Source organism: Streptomyces sp. NPDC051976 (assembly GCF_040680795.1).
GTDB lineage: Bacteria > Actinomycetota > Actinomycetes > Streptomycetales > Streptomycetaceae > Actinacidiphila.
In genome coordinates this window covers 116,828-138,179 of the sequence record NZ_JBFAXL010000010.1, presented here as the reverse complement: position 1 = coordinate 138,179, position 21,352 = coordinate 116,828, and the positions used below count along the sequence as shown (strand labels likewise).

At 73.1% G+C, this 21,352-nt stretch carries 14 protein-coding genes; 10 read left to right on the top strand and 4 right to left on the bottom strand.

All coding sequences use genetic code 11. From position 1 onward, the window contains the following. The first annotated feature begins 1 nt into the window (after position 1). Positions 2–886, top strand: a complete 885-nt coding sequence (locus tag AB0M29_RS13915; RefSeq protein ID WP_365382470.1) for an ABC transporter ATP-binding protein — start codon at positions 2–4, stop codon at positions 884–886. Between the two features lie 6 nt (positions 887–892). Here the strand turns inward: AB0M29_RS13915 and AB0M29_RS13910 are convergent, their stop codons facing one another. The 4 genes from AB0M29_RS13910 to AB0M29_RS13895 all read right to left on the bottom strand — a co-directional run bounded on the left by AB0M29_RS13910 (position 893) and on the right by AB0M29_RS13895 (position 3,091). Further along, positions 893–1,570 carry a TetR/AcrR family transcriptional regulator gene (locus tag AB0M29_RS13910; protein ID WP_365382469.1) on the bottom strand — a complete coding sequence of 226 codons (678 nt, stop codon included), beginning with the start codon at positions 1,568–1,570 and terminating at the stop codon, positions 893–895. Positions 1,571–1,638: 68 nt separating this feature from the next. Next, on the bottom strand, positions 1,639–2,529 hold the full coding sequence (locus AB0M29_RS13905; protein ID WP_365382468.1) for a hypothetical protein: 891 nt from the start codon (positions 2,527–2,529) through the stop codon (positions 1,639–1,641). Between the two features lie 81 nt (positions 2,530–2,610). Next, complete coding sequence (locus AB0M29_RS13900; RefSeq protein WP_365382467.1) at positions 2,611–2,856, bottom strand: hypothetical protein; 246 nt, start codon at positions 2,854–2,856, stop codon at positions 2,611–2,613. After that, positions 2,840–3,091 (bottom strand): DUF6400 family protein, encoded by a 252-nt coding sequence (locus tag AB0M29_RS13895; RefSeq protein ID WP_365382466.1) that lies wholly within the window; start codon positions 3,089–3,091, stop codon positions 2,840–2,842. Before AB0M29_RS13895 ends, AB0M29_RS13900 begins: the two co-directional genes overlap by 17 nt. Before the next feature lie 467 nt (positions 3,092–3,558). Between AB0M29_RS13895 and AB0M29_RS13890 the strand changes: the two genes are divergently transcribed. The 9 genes from AB0M29_RS13890 to AB0M29_RS13850 all read left to right on the top strand — a co-directional run bounded on the left by AB0M29_RS13890 (position 3,559) and on the right by AB0M29_RS13850 (position 21,291). Then, positions 3,559–4,257, top strand: a complete 699-nt coding sequence (locus tag AB0M29_RS13890; protein ID WP_365382465.1) for a Crp/Fnr family transcriptional regulator — start codon at positions 3,559–3,561, stop codon at positions 4,255–4,257. Positions 4,258–4,397: 140 nt separating this feature from the next. Then, on the top strand, positions 4,398–5,264 hold the full coding sequence (locus AB0M29_RS13885) for a hypothetical protein (protein WP_365382464.1): 867 nt from the start codon (positions 4,398–4,400) through the stop codon (positions 5,262–5,264). After that, a complete protein-coding gene (locus AB0M29_RS13880; protein WP_365382463.1) occupies positions 5,261–7,711 on the top strand; it encodes a hypothetical protein in 2,451 nt (816 codons plus the stop codon). The genes AB0M29_RS13885 and AB0M29_RS13880 overlap by 4 nt, the downstream gene beginning before the upstream one ends. Beyond that, the gene (locus tag AB0M29_RS13875) at positions 7,708–8,811 is read left to right on the top strand and encodes a hypothetical protein (protein WP_365382462.1); all 1,104 of its coding nucleotides are present in this window, start codon (positions 7,708–7,710) and stop codon (positions 8,809–8,811) included. Before AB0M29_RS13880 ends, AB0M29_RS13875 begins: the two co-directional genes overlap by 4 nt. A 137-nt stretch (positions 8,812–8,948) precedes the next feature. Next, positions 8,949–11,303 (top strand): choice-of-anchor X domain-containing protein, encoded by a 2,355-nt coding sequence (locus tag AB0M29_RS13870; RefSeq protein ID WP_365382461.1) that lies wholly within the window; start codon positions 8,949–8,951, stop codon positions 11,301–11,303. A gap of 43 nt (positions 11,304–11,346) precedes the next feature. Continuing rightward, complete coding sequence (locus tag AB0M29_RS13865) at positions 11,347–14,787, top strand: tubulin-like doman-containing protein (protein ID WP_365382460.1); 3,441 nt, start codon at positions 11,347–11,349, stop codon at positions 14,785–14,787. Beyond that, positions 14,784–17,345, top strand: coding sequence for a hypothetical protein (locus AB0M29_RS13860; RefSeq protein WP_365382459.1), 2,562 nt, complete (start codon positions 14,784–14,786; stop codon positions 17,343–17,345). Before AB0M29_RS13865 ends, AB0M29_RS13860 begins: the two co-directional genes overlap by 4 nt. A 53-nt stretch (positions 17,346–17,398) precedes the next feature. Then, positions 17,399–19,387: a hypothetical protein gene (locus tag AB0M29_RS13855; RefSeq protein ID WP_365382458.1), complete on the top strand. Its 1,989-nt coding sequence runs from the start codon at positions 17,399–17,401 to the stop codon at positions 19,385–19,387. After that, positions 19,384–21,291, top strand: a complete 1,908-nt coding sequence (locus tag AB0M29_RS13850) for a hypothetical protein (protein ID WP_365382457.1) — start codon at positions 19,384–19,386, stop codon at positions 21,289–21,291. Before AB0M29_RS13855 ends, AB0M29_RS13850 begins: the two co-directional genes overlap by 4 nt. Positions 21,292–21,352: the final 61 nt, after the last annotated feature.

Genomic DNA, 21,352 nt, shown 5'->3' with positions numbered 1-21,352 from the left:
CATGACCAGCCCCCCGCCGGACCCGTACCCGGACTCGCCCACGGAATCCGCCACGGACCTCGGCGTCGCACGGGACCGGCCGCCGCGCGGGACCGTCCTGGAGGTCGTCGGCCTGCGCCGCGCCTACGGGAGCGTACGAGCCGTCGACGAGGTCTCGTTCACGCTCGCCGAGGGCGGATCGCTGGGCATCGTCGGCGAGTCCGGCTCGGGCAAGACCACCACCGCGCGGATCGTGGTCGGCCTGGAGCACGCCGACTCGGGCCAGGTGCGGGTGCACGCGCAGGACCGGGCGGCACGCGGCGCCGGTCGCGGCCGGGAGCAGCGGCTGCGGCGGGCCCGCGAGATCCAGATGGTCTTCCAGGACCCCTTCCTCTCGCTGGACCCGCGCACCAGTGTGGGCGCGGTGCTACGGGACACCCTGCGGCTGCACTTCCCGGGCACCGACCACGCCCGGCGCACCGCGGAACTGCTCGACCAGGTGGGCCTGGGCACCCGGGAGGCCGCCGCGCTGCCGCGCCAGCTCTCCGGCGGGCAGCGGCAGCGGGTCGCCATCGCCCGCGCGCTGGCGGTGCGGCCCGCGGTGCTGGTGCTGGACGAGGCGGTGGCGGCGCTGGACGTGTCCGTGCAGGCCCAGATCCTCAACCTGCTCGCCGACCTCCGCGAACAGACCGGGACCGCCTATCTGTTCATCACCCACGACCTGGGTGTGGTGCGCTGCGTCACCGATGACGTGATCGTCATGCGGCACGGCCGTGTCGTCGAGTCGGGCAGCACCGCGAGTGTGCTGACGGATCCTCAGCACCCGTACACCCGGCTGCTGTTGGACTCGGTACCGCGTCCCGGCTGGGATCCGCGGCGGATCGCGGAGGCGCGGCGCGCGCTCTGACGGGGGCTAGCGCGGGGAGGAGGGGTGGGCGGCGGCGGTGGCGAGCCCGAGCACCAGGGTGCGCACCACCGCGCGGCCGTCGACCTCGGCGTTCAGCGACTTGACCGCCGCCAGCCCGTCGGCCGCGGCGGCCACGGCGTCACCGAGCGGCCGCGGGTCGAGACCGTTGCCGAGTTCGTCCGCGAGCACCTGGAACAGCCGCACGAACGCGGCCCGCCACCGCCGGTACTCCGCCTCCCAGACCGTACGGACCCGCTCGTCGGTCACCGCGATCCAGTGCACGGACGAGAACAGCCGCGCCAGTTCCCGGCCCTCGCTCTGCCCCAGGAAGGCGATCACCCGTTCCGCCCGGTCGGCGAACCCGCCCGGCGCGTCGACGGCTTCCTCGACCGGCAGGATCCACTCCGCCCGTACGTCCTCGATGACCGCGATCACCAGGTCCGTACGGTTCGCGAAGTGGTAGTGGCACATCCCGTGCGTGACCCCGCCGAGCGCGGCCACGTTCCGGGTGGTGAAGGGCGTCGTCCCGTCGCCGCCCAGCAGTGTCCGCGCCGCCGCGACCAGCCGCCCGCGCGTCTGCTCACCCTTCGTGGACACACGCGGCTTGCGCACGCGGGTGACGCCGTCCGGCGCCGTGACCGCCCCCACGCCGACGCGTCCCCCCTCGCTCGCACCGATAGCCATCCGGCAACTCTAATCGGTTCTCACCTGCGTCCTCCGGCGTGGTCCGGGGGCGCCCCGCGGCGCTCGGCTCAGCGTCCGTTCGCGCGCAGCACGGCGACGGCCTCCACCGTCTTGTAGCCACGCCACTCCAGTGCGGCCGCGGGCGAGTAGCTGGTGAAGTCGACGGCCCATCCGCCGTCCTCGCGCTGCCCGCGTTCCAGGCGGTCGAGGTCGTCCGAGACCGCCCGCGGGTCGACCAGGCCGCGGACCGGCCGCCCGGGTTCGGGCGCGTAGTCGAGCAGCCGCAGCGTCTCGCCCTCGGCGCCCCCGGCGACGGCGAGCGCCCCGTCCTTGGGGACGAACCGTCCGAGCCGGTCGAGCAGGGCCCGCGCCTCGGGGTGGTCGTCGGCCGCGACGTCGAGGAACCGGAGCGCGAAGGAGAGCACATAGGCGAAGGGCGTCTCGTCGATCCGGCCGATCGCCTCGAAGCAGTAGCCCGTCACCTTCGCCAGCCACGGATGGTTCCGTACCCGGTCGTCCTCACGTGCGGCCCGGTGCGCCTGCGCCGCCACCGCCGCCGTGATCTGCAGCGACGACTGCGACGGGTCCGCCCGCGCCCAGAACGGCGCGCACGCCACGGGGTCACCGATCGGCAGCGCGAACGGCAGCCCGCCGTCGGGCAGGCTCGCCGCGTCCAGCCAGTCGAGGAGCCCGGGCATGTGCGGCGACCTCACCGGCCCGGCGTCCGCCAGCGCCTCCAGCGCGTGCAGCGCGGCTCCCGGCTGGCTCTCGGCCGCCCGGAGGTCCGGTTCGAGCCCCCACCCGTAGCCGCCGTCAGGATTCCGGTAGGCGTCGAGCCCCTGGACGACCGCCTGGCGCGCCCCGTCGTCGCCCGTGGTGAGGGCCAGGAAGCGCCGCTGGTCGAGTACGCGCGCGTGCGAGGCCAGGAACGCTCCCGCACGACCCACATCGATGCTCATACGACGACCCTGCCAGCCGCCGCCCCCGGCGGTCTTGAACGAAACGGCCGTCCGGCGGGGCCTGCGGGGCGGCTCGACCCGTCAGCCGCAGGGGCCCGTGTCGCCGCGGCCGGTGACTCCGGGCCGGGTGTTCAGCGACCACAGATGGGTGCACCGCGGGCACTGGAGATGGACGACGGGGCCGTTGTTGGCGAGCAGGTAGCGCCAGTGGTCAGGGCAGGTGCGGCGGTCGGCGCAGGTCGCGCAGTGGCGGGCGTCGTCGCAGGCGGGGCAGTCCACCCAGGCGCGGCGGGCGATGTCCGCCTTGGGGTCAATGGGAAGCCGCACGGCCCGGCCCCTCCCCCGGCAGCACACCGGCCGCCACGAGCAGGTCGTAGGTCCGCTGCTGCTCGGCGTCCAGACCGGAGTAGAGCAGCGCGTACGCCTCGTCCTCGCCGCGCAGCACTTCCACCGGGTCCCAGTCGGGCCCGAGCGCGGCCATGACCTCGGACCGTCGCCGGGTTTCCTCGACGGTCAGGTCGATCGTGAAGGGGGTGAGACCTATGGCGTTGTCCTGGTTCATGGCACGACTTCCCACGCGCGGACGGATCCCTTCCATCCCTACCAGGCACCCGCGGCATCAGGAAAGGGTGACCTAAGTCGCCCCCGGGAACCGGGCGCGGCGCTCCGACCCGGGCCGCGGCGGGGACGGTCCCGGATCGCCCGACAGGCGTGGGCCGTTGCGGCGGCCACGGCCCCGTACGACCGCCACGGCCGCCCGTAGCCGTGTGACGCACTTCACTGTCCGTGCCGGGTCCCTGCCCGGTCGGCGCCTGATCCGCGCACCGGCCGTGTGGTGGGTGGGGTTGTGGCGACAGGGGGAGCGACAGGACACAAAGGAACCGAACGGTTGATCCAACGCTTCTGATAACAAATTCATGACAGCCGGGCAAGAGCGAGAAATCCGCCAACTCGGTGGCAAGTTACGGCTAATGTTCGCGTCGAAGCGTGCGCCCCACCGGACGAAGGTGGGCAAACGCGGGGGGTGTTATGGCGTTACTCGAACATGACCAGCCGTTCCTTCCTGCCCTGAAACCCGCCGAGCGGGAGTCGCTCACCGGGCTGGGAGGAAGGCGGAGGTTCCCTCCCGGGGACCATCTGCTGCAGGAGGGTGAACGCGGCACACATGTGCTCGTCATCCTGCAGGGCTGGACAGTTGTGTCGACGGCGACACAACGCGGCACGGCGAGGCTGACCTTGGGGCTGCGCGGGCCGGGTGAGTTGCTGGGGGACATGGCGGCCCTGGACAACAGGCCGCGGAGTGCGACGGTGACCGCGCTGGGGGCGGTCGAGACGTTGCTGGTTCCGGGTGACCGGTTCCGTCGCTTTCTGATCGAGAACCCGCACGCCAGCGGGTTGGTGATGAGCCAGTTGTCATCGCGCTTGCGCAGCGCCGACATGGAACGTCGCTCATTCGCCTCGCTGACGGTGCTCCAGCGGCTGTCGGCCCGGCTGCTGGAACTCGCCCAGGGCAGCCCGTCGGCGTCGGATTCGGGTCTCCCCGGGGTGGATCTGGCGCAGGAGGACCTCGCCGCGGCCGTGGGGGCGACGCGCGAGGCGGTCGCGAAGGCGCTCGGGCTGCTGAGGAAACAGCAGATCGTCCGTACCGGGACACGCCGGGTGGAGATCGTCGACGCCGAGCTGCTGCGCCTGCTGGCCGCAGGACATACCGGCTCCGCGGACGGATAGCGGGCCGGGCACCCGCCCCCGCACGGCACCACATCATCCACAAGGCGCTCTCGCGCCGCATGTAAACGGTCACAGACGGGCCGGTTTCGCACAGGGAAGCTACTGGCAGTGGCACAGAGGCACACGCAGGGGGGACGACTATGAGTGACGAAGACATCACACCCGCGACGTACAAGCTGGTGATCAGCGTGGACGCGCGGCGGTCGGGCGAGTACGACGACGGCGACAAACCGGAGCTGCGCAAGCAGCTCTACCACGTGGTCGAACCCGCTTTCCTCAAAGCCGGCGCGGCGGGTGCCGATGTCCACATGGAGGACCGGGGGGACGGCATCCTGGCGACTGTCGCCGCTTGTGTGCCGCCCTCCGGTCTGCTGGGGGTCTGGCTGGTGGAGGTGCACGAGGGCCTCCGGGCCGGCAACCGGCGCCTGGCGCGTCCGCTCGGACTACGGGTCGGCATGCATGTCGGCCCGGTCCGCGAGGACGCCCGCGGGGTGAGCGGAAGGGCCGTCGACCTGGCCTGCCGGCTGGCCGACAGCGACGAGGCCCGGCGGCTCCTGGACGCCGCGCACGCCGACCTGGTCTGCGTGGTGTCGGACCGGCTCTACGAGGACATCGTGAGCCCCGGCGGCTGGGGGATCCACCCGGAGGCGTACCGCTCGGCACGATTACCGCTCAAGGAGGGCGAGGCCACGGCCTGGTTCCACGTCCCGGGGCCGGGCCGGACGAAGGACGCCGACCACCGGCCCGCGGACACGGCCGACACCGTCACCGACGACGGCACCGTCACCGCTACCGACGACGGCACCGCCAATGTCACCGGCGAGGGCAGCGGCGAAGGCATCGGCACCGTGGCCGACGAGGGCAGCGACACCGACATCGACACCGATGACCGCACCGGTCATGTGACCGTCGGGCGCGACCAGCACCGCCATGTTCGGCCCGTCTACCACGCTCCGGTGCACTTCGGAGACACCCACGGCGACGACCGCGGGGAGGCCGGCCGATGAGCGACACCGCCGACGAGGATGTACCTAAGGCCGGCCCGCCGGAGCGGCCGGCTCCGAAGGAGGGCGCGGAGCCGCGGAACTCCCCGCCCGGTCCCAAGGATCCCCACGACGCCAAGGACGCCAAGGACGCCAAGGGGTCGAGCGACTCCAAGGACTCCAACTCCAAGGACTCCAAGGACGACGGCGCCGATCCCGAGGAGCGCGAGCGGGAGCGGCAGGAGCGGGAGCGGTCCGAGAACCGGTTCCGCGCGGTGCGGAGCGACCCCCGCGAAGAGGGCGAGGAGGACGCCGCGGACGCGGCGGCGGCGGCCCAGGCCCACCGCTCGGCCAAGGCCACCTTCGACATCCGCCGCGACCAGCACAACTTCCACCGCCCGGAGTTCCACGCCGCGCACTTCGGCGACGTCAACCTCCGCCTCGACGCGCTTCGGGCCACCGCCGTCTTCAGCGGCCGCGTCCCCGAGGAGGAGCTGGAGCGGCTGCGCCAGGTGTACCGGGAGCCGACCGGCTTCGGCGACCTGGAGCAGGCGCTGCGCACCCGGCGGCTGCTGGTGCTCGGCGCCGCCCCGGGCAGCGGCCGGACCTGCACCGCGCTCGTACTGCTCGACCGGATCACGGCACACGAGGCGGGCACGGCCTCCCGGGTCTCCCGGCTCGACCCCCGTACCGTCGTGTCCGAGCTGACCGCCGACACCCTCAAGGAGCAGGGCACCGGGCACGGCTTCGTCCTGGAGATCCCCGAGGGACACGACGCCGCGGCGCTCCCGGCGGAGGTGCATCTCGACGCGCTCGCCGCCGCCCTGCGGACCCGTGAGTCGTACGCCGTCGTCATCGTCGCCTCGGGCACCGCCACCGCCACGCTGCTGTCCGGCCGCTACGGCATGCTCTGCCCGGCCGCGCCCACCGAGGAACTGCTGGCCTCACGTCTCGAAGCGCACCTCGGACAGCAGGAGGGGGATGTTCTCCGGCAGGCGTCCGAGCTCGCCCGGGACCCCGAGGTGGAGGCGGCGGTCGGTCTGGAGGAGTTGCGCCCGGCGGAGGCCGAGACGCTGGCCGACCTGCTGGCCGGGCATGCCCTCGGACGGCTGACGCGGGCGGAACTCCTGGCCGGGTGCGGGGAGTTGGCGGCCCGGCAGGCGTACGACTGGTTCGCCGGGCTGGACCGGGAGACCGGCGGCGACAGCAGCCCGGCCGCGCTCTCCGCCGCCGCGGTGATGTACCCGGCGGCCTTCCGTATCGCCCTGTCGGTGTTCAACGGTTCGACACACAGCATCGTCGCCGAGACCGCCCAGTCGCTGGCCTGGGAGATGGCGGTCACCCGCGAGCCGGAACGCTCCCCCGCCCGCGCCCTGTTCTGTGACGACGAGCCGGTGGCGCTCGGCCTTTCGCGCGCGACGCTCACCGAGGGGCGTGTCCTGGTGGCCGATGTGCCGGTGCCGGTGCTCGGTGTGCGCTTCCGGGGCGGCGCACTGCCCGCGGCCGTACTGGAGGAGGTGTGGCTGCGGCATCACGCGGCGCGCTCCCCGTTCGTCCGCTGGCTGCGCTCGCTCGCCGACGACCCGCGTCCGCAGGTGCGGATCCGCGCGGCGGTGGCGGCCGGAGAGCTGTGCGTCCATGACTTCGAGTACGGCTACGAGCAGCTCGTCCGCCCCATGGCCACCGCTTCGGGGGCCCGCCGCCGGATGTTCGCGGCCACCGTGCTGGACCAGGCGGCCCGCCACGACTCGCACCGCGCCGGCGTGCGCGCGCTGGTACGCGCCTGGGCGCGCTCCGACTCCTCGCCCCTGCGGTGGACCGCGGCCGTGGCGCTCGGCTACGGGCACTGCACGGCGACCGTCGGTTCGGCGCTGGACATGCTGGCCAGGATCGCCACCCGGGACGACGGCGAGCACCTGTCGGTCGTCTCGCACAGCGTCGTCCTGCTGGCGGCCGGCTCCGACGACATGGACGTCCTGCGCAGGATCGCCCAGTGGGTTCGGGGCGTCCGCCGGGACCGCAAGGACCAGGATCTGGGGCTTCTCAGCGTGGCCCGCCTGGCCGCCACCAAGGTCGGCGACATCTGGGACGACGACGCCGCACCGGATCTGGCGGAGTATCAGAAATGGCCGCTGGCACTGGCTTTGACGGCGGCGCGTGAGGGCCGGCTGGTCCCCGTCGCCGATCTGCTGTGGCACACGCTGCGGGTGCTGCGCTCCCGCGACGCGGTGAGTGTCTCGATGGAGACCTGGATCCGCCGCGCCGCGGAGACCGAGAAGGCGGACGACGCCGCGATGTCCGCGGCCCTGGCCGAGTTGCTGCCGCTGCTGGTCGACGACGACGAGGACCGGGACCAGCTGCGCTGGCTGATCAACCGGATGGTGGAGGACGAGGACGACCCGCTCCCCACCGAACAGGCCCGACGCATCTGGCGAACGGTCGAACAGGCCGCGAAGGGGGAGCGAGTATGAACACGGAACGCCGGGAGCTGGTGCTGCCCGAGCAGCTCAAGGGACCGTTCCAGCACGAGTACGACCCGGCCGGGGAGTTCCGGCACCCGGGATCGCAGCTGACCTCGGTGCTGTTCTACCGCAGCGGCGGCTACAGCGTGGTCTCGGCGATGGGCACCGAGCACTTCGGCAAGCGCTTCGGCGCCAAGCCCTACACGGTGATCGAGGTGGCTCGCGGCCGGCACACCACGAGCTTCGAGCTGGAACTGCCTGCCGCCGGCGGGGCCTCGTTCTTCCAGTCCCAGGTCGACGTGCAGTGGGAGGTGGTCGACAACTTCCGTGTGGTGGACCAGCGGGTGGTGGACGTGGCCGAGGTGCTCGGCCCGCAGATCAAGCAGCGGCTGCACCAGGTCTCGGAGCGCTACGCCGTGGACGACGCCCAGCGCGCCAACCAGGCCGTCAACTCCGAGCTGGAGGCGGGCCAGTGGCGGGATCTGGGGTCCGAGTTCGGTCTCCAGACCAAGGTGTTCGTGCGCATCGCCGTGGACGCCAAGGCGGTCCGGCACGCCGACAAGGACCGCGACCTGCGGTGGGAGCAGCACGAGGCCAAGGTCCTGCAGGAGACGGCCCGGCTGAAGGAACGCCACCAGAGTGAACTGCTCACTCTGCGCACGGAGTTCTTCCGGATGATGATGGCCGGCGGCCAGGGCGAGCAGATCAACTACATGCTGGCGCAGGACGAGGCCAACGCCGGGGCGTTCCTGGAGACGCTGCGTCAGGAGAAGCGCGGTGACCAGGCCGAGATGCTGGACCGGGTCATGCAGTGGGTCTCGGACGGCGTCATCCAGTCCCCCGACATCGAGCGCCAGGTACGCAGGATGCTGCTGAACGGCGGCGGTGTGCCGTCCGAGGAGCCGAGGCGCGAGCTGACCGAGCGGGTCGAGGTCCGCCAGATCAGGCCGGACGAGGCGGATCCCGCCGACACCCCGCCGCGGTCCTTCGAGCCGGACGGCTGGGCCCCGAGGAGCGAGCCCGCCTTCGACCCGGACGACGACGCGCCGCAGCCCTCCGCCACGTCACGGCTCTCGCGCGAGGAGCGCCGGAAGAAGTTCGAGTGGTAGCGAGCCGGACCGCCGGCCGCTTCGTCACCGAACGGCCGGCCACGGCGGGGGTGCCGTGGCCGGCCGGCCCGGCTGCGGGCTGATGGTTCGTCAATTTCGTTGTTCAGCCCCCAGGGGGGCACAGAGGGGGGTACCTCATGAAAAGGAAGTCCTTGGCGGCCGCGCTGCTGGCGCTGGCGCTGCTCACGGCCGGCACCGCGGACCGGGCGACGGCCGCACCGGCAGAACAGCACAGCGGCGCCGCCGCCATCGCCCCGATCGACTTCGCGATCGCGGTGGACGAGTCGAGAAGCCTGAGCGGCGACGACATGCTCCAGGAGCGCGACGCCGCCGGGCGGATCGCGCTCGGCGACGTGTCGGCCGCCTCCACCGCCGACGTCTTCGGCTTCGCCAGCGCCGACAGACCACCGCAGCACGCCGTGGACACGCTCTGCCCACCACTGAAGCTGGACTCCATCGGCCGCTCCCAGGTCGGCGCCTGCACGGACAAGCTCCAGATCCGCGCGGCGGGTACCGGCACGGGCACCGACTTCCCCGCCGCCATCCGCCAGGGAGTGGCCGGCCTGAAGGACGCCGCCGCGGGCACCCCCCGGGTGCTGTTCATGCTCACCGACGGCAAGCTCGACGTCAGCGACAGCAGCGCGTACGGCGACCCGGCCCACCGCCAGGCCGAGGGCGAGCACCAGCTGAAGGAGGCGCTGGCCGAGGCGAAGGCCGCCCAGGTGCAGATCTGGCCGCTGGGCTTCGGCTCGGACGTGGACGAGGCGACGCTGCGGCAGATGGCCGAGGGCGGCTACCAGCAGTCGTGCCCCGGCATCCCGGACACCGCGCCCACCGCGCGGGACGTGCACGGCTCGGCGGACGTGGGCGCGGCGCTGGAGAAGGCGTTCGCCTCGGCCCACTGCCTGCACCGCGAGGGCACGGACGGCGGCGGGGCCTACCCGCCCACCACCCAGCACGTGCACATCTCCGTGGTGGCCACGGTCGGCGCGATCGTGGTGTCCAAGGGCGACAGCGCGGTGACGGTGACGTACACCGACCCCAACGGCAAGGTCCTCGAGCCCGGCGCGCCGGTCTCCGGCACCTTCGACGGCTCCGCGTACGACCTCGCGGGGACGGGCGAGACCGTCGAGTCCCTGCGGCTCACCGACCCGGTGCCCGGCGACTGGACCGTCCACATCGACGCGCCCTCCGGGCACCGCGACCAGCTCGCCAGTGTCAGCGTGCTGTGGCACGGGGAGCTGCGCACCTCCATCGCCCTGGACCCGCCCAACCCGCGTCCCGGCAGCACCGCCGTGGTCACCCTCCAACTCCTCACCCGCAAGGACACCCCGATCACCGACCCGCAGGACCTCAAGGGCATGCGGGTCCAGGCCGCGCTCACCGGCAGCGGCTTCGCCGACCAGCCGCTCAAGCTCGCCGACGACGGCGTGTCCCCTGACGTCAAGGCGGGCGACGGGGCCTTCACCGGCACCGCGGCCGTCCCCGCCACCGCGAACGGCGCGATCCGGGCCACCGCCACGCTCAGCGCCATCGGGCTCCAGGCCGACCCCGACCGGAGCGAGGGCGGTCAGGTCTCGCTGGGCACACCCGCGGTCTCCTCCCGGCTGAGCCTCGGCCGTTCCGCCGCCCATCCCGGGGGTGCCGTCCACGGCACGCTGGAGCTGCGCAACAACAGCGGGCAGCCGCACACCCTGCTGGTCTCCGTACGCAACACCGCCGGCCGTCTGCTGACCGTCTCCCCGGCCTCGATCACGCTCCCGGCGGGGGCGTCCCGCAGCGTCCCGATCACGCTGAGGGTCGCCGGCAAGGGCGACTTCGCAGCCGCGGGCGTCTCCGCCCGCACCCGGCTCGGCGGCACGCTCACCGTCACCGACAGCTCGGCGGGCGGCAGCCCGCTGCGCCAGGACCAGCTGTCGGTCGCCGTCACACCGACGCCCACCTTCATGGACAAGTACGGCAAGCTGCTGGCGCTCGCCGCCACCGCGCTGCTGTTGCTGGTCGCGGCGGCCGTCCTGGCCTGGCGGATCCGGATCTGGAACCGCGGGGCGCACGGTCTGCGGCTGGAGCTGAGCCTGCCCGACGGCACCCCGCTGAGCACGCTGCCCGCGGGCCGTGCGCGCAAGGGCAACTGGTTCGAGTTCAAGGTCGTGGACCAGGCCGGTGAGCACCCGACGCTGGCCGCAGGACCGGGCGGCGGCTACGCGATCCGCCGCGACCCCCGGGCGGGGGTGCTGCTGCGCGTCGCCGGTGAGGGCGAACGTCCGCTCGCCCGGGGCCGCACTGCCACGCTGGAGACCGGCCAGGGCCGCGAGCTGCTGCTCGCGCTCGCCGAGGGCGGAGTCCGCCGCCCGCCCAAGCCCGGCGGGCCGCTGCACCGCCTGCTGGGCCGCGGCGGTCAGGTCCGGCCGCGCGGCGCGGCGCCGCGTCCCGCCGGAGCGGGATCGGCGGCTTCGTCGGCTGTCGACGACGACTTCGATCCATTCCTCTGACAGCCGATCACCGAACTGACGCTCCACACAGGGGGGAACACCAATGAAAGTCTTCCAGCCCATGCTCTTCGTCGGCCTGGGTGGCACGGGCGGGCAGGTCGGCTCCGAGCTGGAGCGCAGGCTCCGCGCGGAGCTGTGCGGCCCCGACGGCACCGCGCTGAGCCGGATCGGCGTGCAGCTGCCGTACCAGTTGCCCGAGTGCCTGCAGTTCGTCTACGCGGACTTCAGCCAGGCCGAGCTCGATCTGCTGCCGCTCAACAGCGTCAGCGACCCGGCGCTGCGCACCGCCTACCGCAAGACCGCGAGGGTCACCCATGACCTGCTGCCCCCGGACGACAGCTCGTCCGAGGTCAACCGGGTGCTGCGGGCCAAGTACCGCCGGGAGACGGAGTCCTGGCTGCCGCCGGAGCGCAACGAGCCCAGGGTGGTGCCGCTGAGCAAGGGCGCGGGCCAGTTGCCGACGATCGGCCGGGCGGCGCTGTTCGGCACCCTCCAGCACAGCCTCATGGCGGTGATGGGCCCGCTGACCGAGGCGATCAACGCGATCGCCCGGTCCGGCCCCGCGCTGGCACAGCTCGGCGGCAACCAGATCACCGGCTGCGATGTGTTCGTGTCCTTCTCGGTGGCCGGCGGCACCGGGGCGGGGATCTTCCTGGACTATCTGCACCTGATCGCGGAGGCGTTCAAGCAGAAGGGCTTTCCGGGCGTCAAGATCTACCCGCTGGTGGTGATGCCCTCGGCGTTCGGCGCCGAGTCGGGCGGCGGCCCCGAGGCGGAGCTGAACGCGGCCCGGTCGCTGGTGGACCTGTTCCGGCTGGTGGACGAGCAGAACCGTCCGGTCTCCAGCGCCGAACTGGGGGACGTCGAGGAGAACACCGGCGGGCTCCAGATCCACTATCCCCACGCGAGCCCGATCCGTATGAGGCCCGGGCTGATGCCGACCGGCTTCCTGTTCAGCCGTACCGCCGGCATCCGCCCCGACGACCTGCGGCGCTCCATCGTGTCGCTGGTGATGTCGCTGATCGGCACCGAACTGGGCGACGCTCCCGCCAACGGCGGCGTGGCCCGGGACAGCAACGACCAGACCTTCGCCTCCAGCTTCCTCAACCGGGGCCAGCAGCGCACCGAGCGCGCACCGTCGGGCATCGGCTACAAGGGCGTCTCGACGAGCCTGGTCGCCTCCCTGACCGTGCCGGTGGACGAACTGGCCGAGGTGATGTCGGCGCGCATGCTGGCGGTCGCCGTGGACGCGCTGGCCGAGGAGGGCCGCCGGTCCGAGCGCGAACTGCGGCCGCTGCTTGAGCAGATGTTCGACCTGTGCGGGCTGTCCGACCTGTGGCACCGGCCGTTCGACGCCCCCGCCGAGCCGGGCGAGCGGCCGCACGGCCGGGCCGCGATCGAGCGGGAACTGCAGGACCGCGTCGTGCAGTTGGAGACCCAGCTGGAGAACCTGCGCAAGAAGGTCGCCCGGCAGATGCCGGGCCTGGTGCACGCCTTCACCCCGCTCCAGGCCATGGACAAGATGCTGGCCACGGCCAATCCGTTCGAGCTGCGCAGGATCGTGCTGGGCGACCCGCTCGACCCGGCCACGGCCGTCCAGCAGGGGCTGCTCGGCATACTGCAGCGGCGCGGCCAGCCACCGTCCAAGCCCCCGGGCGTGCCCGCCGGGGCAGGGGACAAGTCGCCGTCGGTCCCGCGGATCCGGGGCAGCAGGATGGGCCGGCTGTACTGGAGCGACCCCGAGGTGCAGCAGGCCGTCGACGAGCAGGACCGCTGGTACGCGTGGCGCTGCCAGGCGGTCTGGCACTCCGCGTGGGCGGCCCACCGCACGTCGTGGGAGCGCTCGGCGAAGATCCTCGAAGGCGAGGTCAAGCGGCTCACCGCGGCCTTCCTCGACCACATCGACGAAGAGAAGAAGACGCACAAGCGCGCCGTCCAGGAGCTCTACCAGGACCGTACCGGCGTCGCCTATCTGCTGCCCTCGCAGCGCGATCTGCGGGAGTTCTACGGGGACCTGGCCGACCGGCTCGCCAGCCGGCACGGCCTGGACGAGAACGACGACGAGGGAAACCTCCTGCTGAAGCTGGTCGGCCCCGACCAGTGGACGGCCGCCGTGCAAGCGGTACGCAAAGAGAAGCCGGAGATCGCCGTGGGCGCGGTCAAGTCCATGGTGAAGAAGCGGGTCAAGACGCTCTTCGCGGAGCGGCTCAAGCACGAGGAGGAGCGTCCGCTGCTGCCCTCGATGGCGTCGCTGCTGGCCGCCGCCTCGGGCGACCGGGGTGCGGCCGAGGGCATCGGAGAGGCCGCGCTCGCGGACTTCGGGCACAAGATCATGGGCCTGCTGCCGATCGGTTTCAGCCCCGAGGGCAACGGCCCGATGAAGGTGCTCATCGTCTACCCGCAGGTGCCCAACCGGCAGGAGGTCGAGGACTATCTGCGCACGGTGCTGCCGCTGCCCAGGGACACCAAGCGGCTGATCGAGTTCCGGGGTGTGGAGACCGAGTCGATCACCGTCGTGCTGTTCCGCAGCGAGATGAGCATCACCGAGGTTCCCGAGGCCCGCAATGTGCTGCGCGGCTGGGCGCGGGCGGCGCGGCGGAACGGCACGATGCTCAACTGGCGGCAGCGGCTGGGCTACCAGGACGGCTGGCTGGCCAGCACCGAGGACGACCGCACCCACATCCTGTACCGGCTGCTGTGCGCGATGTGGAACGGCCAGGTCGAGGTCGTCGAGGGCGACGAGGACTCCCCCGACCGGATCCGGGTCTGGCTCACCACCGACACCCGGCCCGGCCAGCCCGGCATCACGCTGAGTCTGGACGGCTACCAGGACGGCCTGTCCAACTGGGCCGGACTGGTCAAGTCCTACGAGCGCTGGGCCCTGCTCGACGAAGGCACCATCGTGGACACCTACTGCGACGTGCTGATGGACATCACCCCCCTCGGGGTGGACCGGCCCGGCAGCAAGCCGCACGCGCTCTTCGCCCACCTGGTGGAGAAGGTCGCGCCGCAGCAGCTGCGGCTGCTCGCCAAGCGCGAGGAGTCCGACGACCCGCGGGTCACCGCCTGGCTGGGCCCGCTGCGCCGCTTCTGGAGCCACACCCTCCCCGCCGCGCTCGACGTCGACGCCGAACAGCAGGCGTACGAAGTCACCCTGCGCGACCTCCTGGACGCCTTCCGGGACGGCGCCGGCCCCCGCCGGCGGCGGCCCGAGCCGACGGCGGACCACGGGCCGTCCGTCGCCGAGCGGCCCGCTGACGAGGACTTCGGCACGTCGCCGCTGCCGGCGCAGACTCCGGCGCCGGCAGTGGAGCGGGTGTCCACGGCGGCGGACGAGCAGCCGCACGAGAAACCCGGCGAGCGGTCGGATCCGTACGAGAAACCGGCCGAGAAGCGGCCGCGCCCAGCCGTGCCGGAGAGCACCCGGCAGCGCAACGGCGCGGTGAGCGGCGACTTCTACTCCTGGGAGCGTGATCCCGAATGAGCGAGGACCAGGGACCCCCGCAGCCGGTGATCCGGCTCAGCCTGCTGGAGAACGCCGAGCGGTACGACGACGACGAGCGGCTCGCCGCCGCCGTCGGGGCGCTGCTCGCGCCGCACGGGGTGACCGCCCCCGGCGCCTACCGCTTCCTGGTGGTGGACACGCCGGAGGGACTGGTACGCCACCAGCCGGTCTACGAACGGTTGTTGCGCTACCAGCGGTCCCCCCGGATCAGCCTGCTGTGCCTGCTGACCGGCGACCTGCGGCTCGGCGCGGCCGGTGGGGACGCCACCTCCGTGTTACGGCTGCCCGGCATGCTCAGGACCACCTCGGTCGGGGTGCTGTGGGCGGGCGACCCCAAGGCGGGCGGCGGGCTCACCGCGCTGGCCGGGCTGCTGCAGGTGCCGGAGCTGTTCGACCATGTGCTGCAACGGCTGAGCGCGACATGCAACGGGGTGGCCGCGCCGGGCGCGCGCCTGCTGGAGTACGACCTGTCGGCGGCGGCCCGCGACCGCGCCTGGGAGAGCGGTGCGGCCCGCTTCGTGGGACAGCCGTCAGGCGGCGGCCCGGGCGGTTCTGACAGCACGTCGGGCCTGCCGGACCCGCTGGACCGACTCGCCGACGCACACGCGGCGGACGGCTCCGCCGCGTACACCAGGGGCGGACCGCTGGAGGACGATCGCGCCCGCTGCGTGGCCGCGCTGCGGGCCGCCGGCGAGGCCAAGCGCCAACTGGAGACCACGGGCGGCCTGGTCGCGGGCCAGGGATCGTACGAATTCGGTCTCGCGCTGGACGAGGCCAGGGCCGCCCTCAGCGCGTACCGGGGGCAGGTGAGCGCGGTCACCGAACTGGGCGCCCACCCGGCCGGGGCCGTCGAACCGGCCGAGGCCGCGCTGCGGCTCAAGGAGCTGGGAGTGACGTTGCGGCCGTCGGGCGTCACTCCCGAGCAGTCCGGCGAGGGCCTGCGGGCCCTGGCGGAGCGGCTGTTCGGGGCGGGGCTCACCCTCAGCGGCGTCGCCGACCGGTTCGAGGACTGCTCGGCGCGCATGATGCCGTACCAGGACGAGGCACTGGCCGACGAGCCGGACCGCGTCTGCCCGCCCGGCCTCCTCCAGCCGGGAGGCGGCGGCACGCCTCCGGAACCGGGCGGCGCGGCCGGTGCCCGCGTGCTCGGGTTCCTGGCCGGCGCGCTGGCCGGGGCGGGCGTTCTCCCGTGGTCGGCCGGCGCGATCGGTGTGGTGCTGCTCACCCTGCTCGGGGCCCTGCTGGTCTCGCGTCATCTCCCGGCCGGCGCACCCCGGGTGCGCGGCGCGTTCGAGGGGCGGTACGCGGTGGCCCAGGTGGCCTCGGCGACGCTCGGCGGGGCGCTCGCCGTCACGCTGGGCACCGTACTCGGGCTGCCCTCCTGGACCGCCCCGGTGGGGCTGCCCGTGGGCCTGCTGCTGGCGTGGCTCGCCGTGGTCCGCGAGTGGAACCGGGCCGTCGGCCAGGTCTGGAGGGACAGCGGGGCGGCGGCACTCCAGGCCGCCGTGCGCGCCCTCGACGACGTCCTTGACCAGGCGGTGCGCCGCCGCTGGTGGGCGGAGCCCGAGCGGGTCGGCTCCGCGGAAGCGGCCCGGTCGGTGTCCGTGGTGCTGGGGACCGTCGGCGCCGCCGTCACCGCCGAGGCCGCCGCCGGAGTCCACGCCGAGGAGCCGCCCGTCACCGGTCCCGTGGCGACCGCCGACCCCGAGGCGGGAGAGGACGACGACGGCCCCGATGTCCCCGACTGGATGCCCCGTACCGCCGGCCCCGTACCGCCGGTGCGCTCCACCGCCGCGCCGGAGGAGCTCACCCCGCCCTGGATGGACCGGGAGAACGGGGACGGCGGCCCGGATCTGGTCGCCACCCTCAGCGGCGACTTCGCCGATCTGGTCGTACGGGCTCTGGAGCCGTACTGGGAGTCCGTCAAGCGCGGCCACGCCGCCGCCGGCGCTGAGCACCAGGCGGCCCGGCGGGTAAGGGAGTTGATGGGCGTCGCCCGGCGGCATCTGCTGCACAACGGCGTCATCCCGGCGCCCCGCTTCGCCGATCCCAAGCGTTCCCGGGGCGGCCCCGCGGGCCTGATCGGCCTGGGCCTTGACCGGGTCGTCGAGGTCGCCGGGCCGAACGCGGACCGGGAGCCGGTGGTCCAGTTGGCGTCCACCCGGCAACTCCCCCTGCTCAGCCGGGATCCCGTCGCCGTCGAGTGGATCCGCTTCGCCCCGGCCGCCCTGCGCTCCCAGTTGGAGGGCCGGGCGATCGACGGCGAGAGCGTCGAGGACGGCGCCGTATGGACCTACTCCGGCCGCTACGCGGGGCAGTTGCGCCTCACTCCGCTGCGCTCGGGTTCGGTGGAGTCCGTGCGGACGTACGGGGATCCGCTCGATCCGTACCCGCGGGACTCGTCCGCCGTGGGGCCCGCGGACCCGGCCGGAGCGGCCCGCTCCGGCCCGAACGCCGACGACGGTTTCGCGCCCGACCCCGAGGGGGCAGGGCCGAGTCCCTGGAAGGACCCCGTGGACGAGGAGCACTCATGGTGAACGCGTCCTCGCCGCACACGTCCACTCACCCGGGAAACAGGACAGGTTGGCCGATGCGCTTCACCGACCCCTCCGGCCGCCGCCACACCGCGCGTATGGTCCCCGGCGGCGACCTGCCCGGTCTGGTCCGCGGTCCCGCCGTGGCCCGCCGGGTCACCCTCGACGGCCGCTGGGAGCTGGTCCAGGTACGGCTCCCGGCGCCGTACGCCCGCGACGGCGAGGCACAGATCGCGCTGGAGGCCGAGGCGAGCGCGGCTCTGGAGATCCACTCCGCGCTTCTCGGCACCGGCCACGAGCAGTTGTTCCCGATGCCCGTCGGCTACGACATGGACGTCGCCGAGCCGTTCGTCCTCTACCTCGGGCCCCGCGGCGAACCGCTGTCGGAGGCCGCCGGCGTCCAGATCAGGGAACAGCAGCTGATCCAGCGGGACTTGGTGCTGGCCGTCAGTCTCCTGGAAGACCTCGGGCTGGTGCATCGCGGTATCGCGCCCTCCCAGGTCCGCTGGGACCACGCCATGGTCCAGCTCTGGGACCTCGGCGCCGTCGCCCGCACGGGCCGCCCCCGCACCCCGTACGGGACCGCGCCCTACGCGCCTCCCGAGCAGCTGGCGGGGAGCGGCGTGACCGACCCGCGCGACGCGCTGTGGAGCGCCGCCCAGGTGATGTACCGCCTGGTGGCCCGCCGCTCCGGCGACGCCCAGGGCAGACCGGAGGACCTGGACCGCTATCCCTCGCTGGTGCGCGAACTCGGCCCGCTCTTCGCACCCATGGCGTGCGACCGCCCTTCCGCGGCGCAGGTGCTCGCCCGCTTCCAGCCCCGCCCCGGTCCCGCGGGTGCCACGCCCGTCAGACCCGACCCCCTCGAGCCGCTGCGCCGGGAGTTCGACACGGCCCTGGCACGCAAGCAGACAGCGGCGCGGGCCCGGCCGCCACGGCCCTCGGCCGGTCCGCGCGCGCCCGGCAAGGCCCATGCCGTCGAGTGCCCGTACTGCCTCGAACCGATGACGTACGACATGAGCAAACTGTTCCTCGTCAACACCCAGCTCCAGTACGAGCCGCTGGAGGTGTCCTCCGAGCACAACCCCAAGCGGCTGGAGGACCTGCTCCGGCGGGCCGTCCAGAGATGCCCGGGCGCTCCCGGCGCGCCGCCGCACTACGTGCCGGTGCCCTACCTCACCAACGGGCGGCCGCTGATCATCGCGATGGTCGGCGCCTCGCACACCGGCAAGACCCATCTGCTGACCCAGATGATCGGTGAGGTGGCCGCCGAGGCCCTGGCGCCCTTCGGCCTGCGCTGGCAGTCCGTCAACTCGCGTATCCACTCCGACTTCTACAGCACGCGGGTGGCGCCGCTGCGGGGCGGGGCCGAGCTGGGCCACACTCCCCAGACGGCGTTCGCGCAGTTCGCCGAGGCACTGCTGATCACCGACCGGCGCGGCGAGACCAGGCCCGTGGCCTTCTTCGACCTCGGCGGCGAGGATCTGCTCAAGACCGACGAACTGCTCAGATTCCTCCTCAACGTGGATGCCCTGGTCTTCGCTGTCGACCCGCTGCTGGCGCTCCCGCTGCCGCAGCTCGACGAGGTGCGCGCCAAGTACGAGGTCCATGCCAATCCGGCGGGCGACCCCACCTTCGAGACCGTCCTGGACCGCCTGCCGTCCGACCACCGGCCGGTCGCCGCCCTGGTCGTCGGCAAGGCCGACCTCATCCGGTTCGAGAGCCCGGTCGGCCAGTGGCTCAGCGAGACCACCCACCCCTCGCGGACCGGGCTGGACCACGCACGCATGCTCGCCGAGAGCCGGGACGTCTACGCCTTCCTGCGGCTCCACGCCCAACGCCCGTGGCTCAGGCCCTTCGAGAGCATCCCGCAGTGCACCCTGCACTTCGCCTCCGCCACCGGCGGCCGCGCCGAGGACGGCCGTTACCCGCACGGCGTGCGGGCCCGGCGGGTGATCGAACCTCTGCTGTCGGTGCTGTCGATGTGCGGGGTCATCGACCCGACCGAACCCCTTCAGCAGCCCTCCGACGAGGTGAGCGCATGAACGACTGGGAGCAGGACCCCGAAGTGGTCCACCAGCTCTTCTTCCGCTGGCAGGGCAACGCCACCAACCCGCGGAACCCGCGCACCGGCATCGCACCGGTCGCCTACTCCTGCGACGAGGCCCGCGCCTGGCAGCTCTACCACGAACTCGCCCCGCTGCTGCGCGTCGAGGACGGTCCCGACCGGCCGAGTCTGGTCCGCACGGTCGCCTCCACCGGCGAGGTCGTTCTCCTCCACCGCCGCGCGGCCCGCGAACCGGGCGGGCGGGCCACCACCAACTGCCACGCCCTCGTGGGCGACCGCACCTTGCTCCAGATCCGCCCGACCCTCGCCCTGGTCGCCTGGAAGTGGCCCAGCACGCCGGACGTCCCCTACCTGGCCGACGGCGACCCCCGCATCGCCCCGGTCCGCCACGAGGTCCTCCAGGAGTCCTGGCGCAGCACCTTCCCCAAGATCCGCACACGCGTCCAGAGCCTCGCCCCCCAACTGGTCCAGCTGACCGCCGCCATGCTCCGTGCCCCCGGCCACCGGCTGTCCGTCAGGGACGAACGGCTCGCCGACGCCCGCAACATCAACTTCGCGACCCCGCTCCTGTGGGGCCTGCACGAGATCTTCGGCAACCGCTTCTCCGCCGAGTTCAACTTCGCCACCTTCGACACCGCCGACGACCGCGGCCTCGGCATCGTCTTCGTTCCCGAGTGGCGGGCTTCGGCCACGAGCGATCCCCACCTCAGCCGGATCTCCCTGACCGACACCGGCACTCCCCGGGACGACGCCCACGAGGTCGCGGAGGCGCTCGTCGGCCGCTATCTCTCCGCCGCCGAACCCGGCTACTCGGTCGCAGATCTGCTCAGGAAGTCCCCCTGGAATCCCGCTCACTCGGGGGAACGGCAACTCGCGGACCTGGCGGAGCTGCTGGGGCTGCGGCGGCCGGCGGACGTCTGGGTGACGTACGAGCCCCCGGTGGAGGCGAAAGCGGCAGCGGAGGCGGAGGAGGCCGCGGCGGTCGTGGTCTCGGAGGACTGGGTCGAACTGGAGCCGGAGACAATTCCCGAGGCCGGTCCCGGCCCGGTGCCGGCGCCGTCCCGGCAGCCCGCGCTGGCGCCGCCGTCGGCGCCGCTCCTCCTGGACACGTTCACCATGCCCGCCCGTTTCAGCGTCCGGGCGTTCCTGCGCGAACGCTGGGACCGGCGCCGCCGCCGTACCGTCGTCGACCTCAACCGCTACACGCTGCCCGCGACCGCGTCCCTGGGCAGTCCGGAGGGGCCGACCCTGCGGCACCGGCTCCGCGACCTGTCGGACGCGCAACTGCTGGGCATGCTCGGCCAACCGGAGGTACGGCAGCCCGGTCGCAACCTGGTCCTCCAGGTCCTCGCCGATCGCGCCCCGCACCGCACGCGGGGCGAGGCCCGCCAGCTGTGCACCAGGCTGCTCGAAGAACGGCTGTATCTCTATCACGGCCATTCCGACAGCGATTCCGCCGTCGAGACCGCCGCCTGGCTCTTCGCGTGGGCCGTCCGCCCGCACGTCAGGGACTCCCTGCAACTGCCCGGTCTGAACGCTCTCCTGGACACCATCGGCACCCGTCCGACGGGCGCCGACCGCGCACTCGCCCTCCGTATCTCCGTCGCGCCCTACGACGGCACCGCTGCGGCCGACTTCCCGCCGCACATCTGGCAGCGGCTCCTCGAAGCACTGCTGCCCGACGCCCGCAGTGCCGCCACCGCCGCCCGATCCCAGCCTCGCCGCCAGCAGAGCCCGCTGCCCGCCGCGGCCCGCAACGACCGGCGCACCGGCCGGGGCGGCGGCGACCGCACGGAGGGGTCGGTGGAAGGCTGGGTCGTCACCATCGCCGTCGCGCTGATCTGCACCATGGTGGTTCTGCTGGCCATCAGCTTCTCCTGAGGTCCCGCGACACACATCTGGCGGTGCCGAAGCACCGCCAGATGTGGGCGTCATGAGGCGC

What these genes read in the sequence shown, in the direction of transcription:
- AB0M29_RS13915 (WP_365382470.1), top strand. Translation starts at nt 2, where the DNA reads ATGACCAGCCCCCCGCCGGACCCGTACCCGGACTCGCCCACGGAATCC.
- AB0M29_RS13910 (WP_365382469.1), bottom strand. Translation starts at nt 1,570, where the DNA reads ATGGCTATCGGTGCGAGCGAGGGGGGACGCGTCGGCGTGGGGGCGGTC.
- AB0M29_RS13905 (WP_365382468.1), bottom strand. Translation starts at nt 2,529, where the DNA reads ATGAGCATCGATGTGGGTCGTGCGGGAGCGTTCCTGGCCTCGCACGCG.
- AB0M29_RS13895 (WP_365382466.1), bottom strand. Translation starts at nt 3,091, where the DNA reads ATGAACCAGGACAACGCCATAGGTCTCACCCCCTTCACGATCGACCTG.
- AB0M29_RS13890 (WP_365382465.1), top strand. Translation starts at nt 3,559, where the DNA reads ATGGCGTTACTCGAACATGACCAGCCGTTCCTTCCTGCCCTGAAACCC.
- AB0M29_RS13885 (WP_365382464.1), top strand. Translation starts at nt 4,398, where the DNA reads ATGAGTGACGAAGACATCACACCCGCGACGTACAAGCTGGTGATCAGC.
- AB0M29_RS13880 (WP_365382463.1), top strand. Translation starts at nt 5,261, where the DNA reads ATGAGCGACACCGCCGACGAGGATGTACCTAAGGCCGGCCCGCCGGAG.
- AB0M29_RS13875 (WP_365382462.1), top strand. Translation starts at nt 7,708, where the DNA reads ATGAACACGGAACGCCGGGAGCTGGTGCTGCCCGAGCAGCTCAAGGGA.
- AB0M29_RS13870 (WP_365382461.1), top strand. Translation starts at nt 8,949, where the DNA reads ATGAAAAGGAAGTCCTTGGCGGCCGCGCTGCTGGCGCTGGCGCTGCTC.
- AB0M29_RS13865 (WP_365382460.1), top strand. Translation starts at nt 11,347, where the DNA reads ATGAAAGTCTTCCAGCCCATGCTCTTCGTCGGCCTGGGTGGCACGGGC.
- AB0M29_RS13860 (WP_365382459.1), top strand. Translation starts at nt 14,784, where the DNA reads ATGAGCGAGGACCAGGGACCCCCGCAGCCGGTGATCCGGCTCAGCCTG.
- AB0M29_RS13855 (WP_365382458.1), top strand. Translation starts at nt 17,399, where the DNA reads ATGCGCTTCACCGACCCCTCCGGCCGCCGCCACACCGCGCGTATGGTC.
- AB0M29_RS13850 (WP_365382457.1), top strand. Translation starts at nt 19,384, where the DNA reads ATGAACGACTGGGAGCAGGACCCCGAAGTGGTCCACCAGCTCTTCTTC.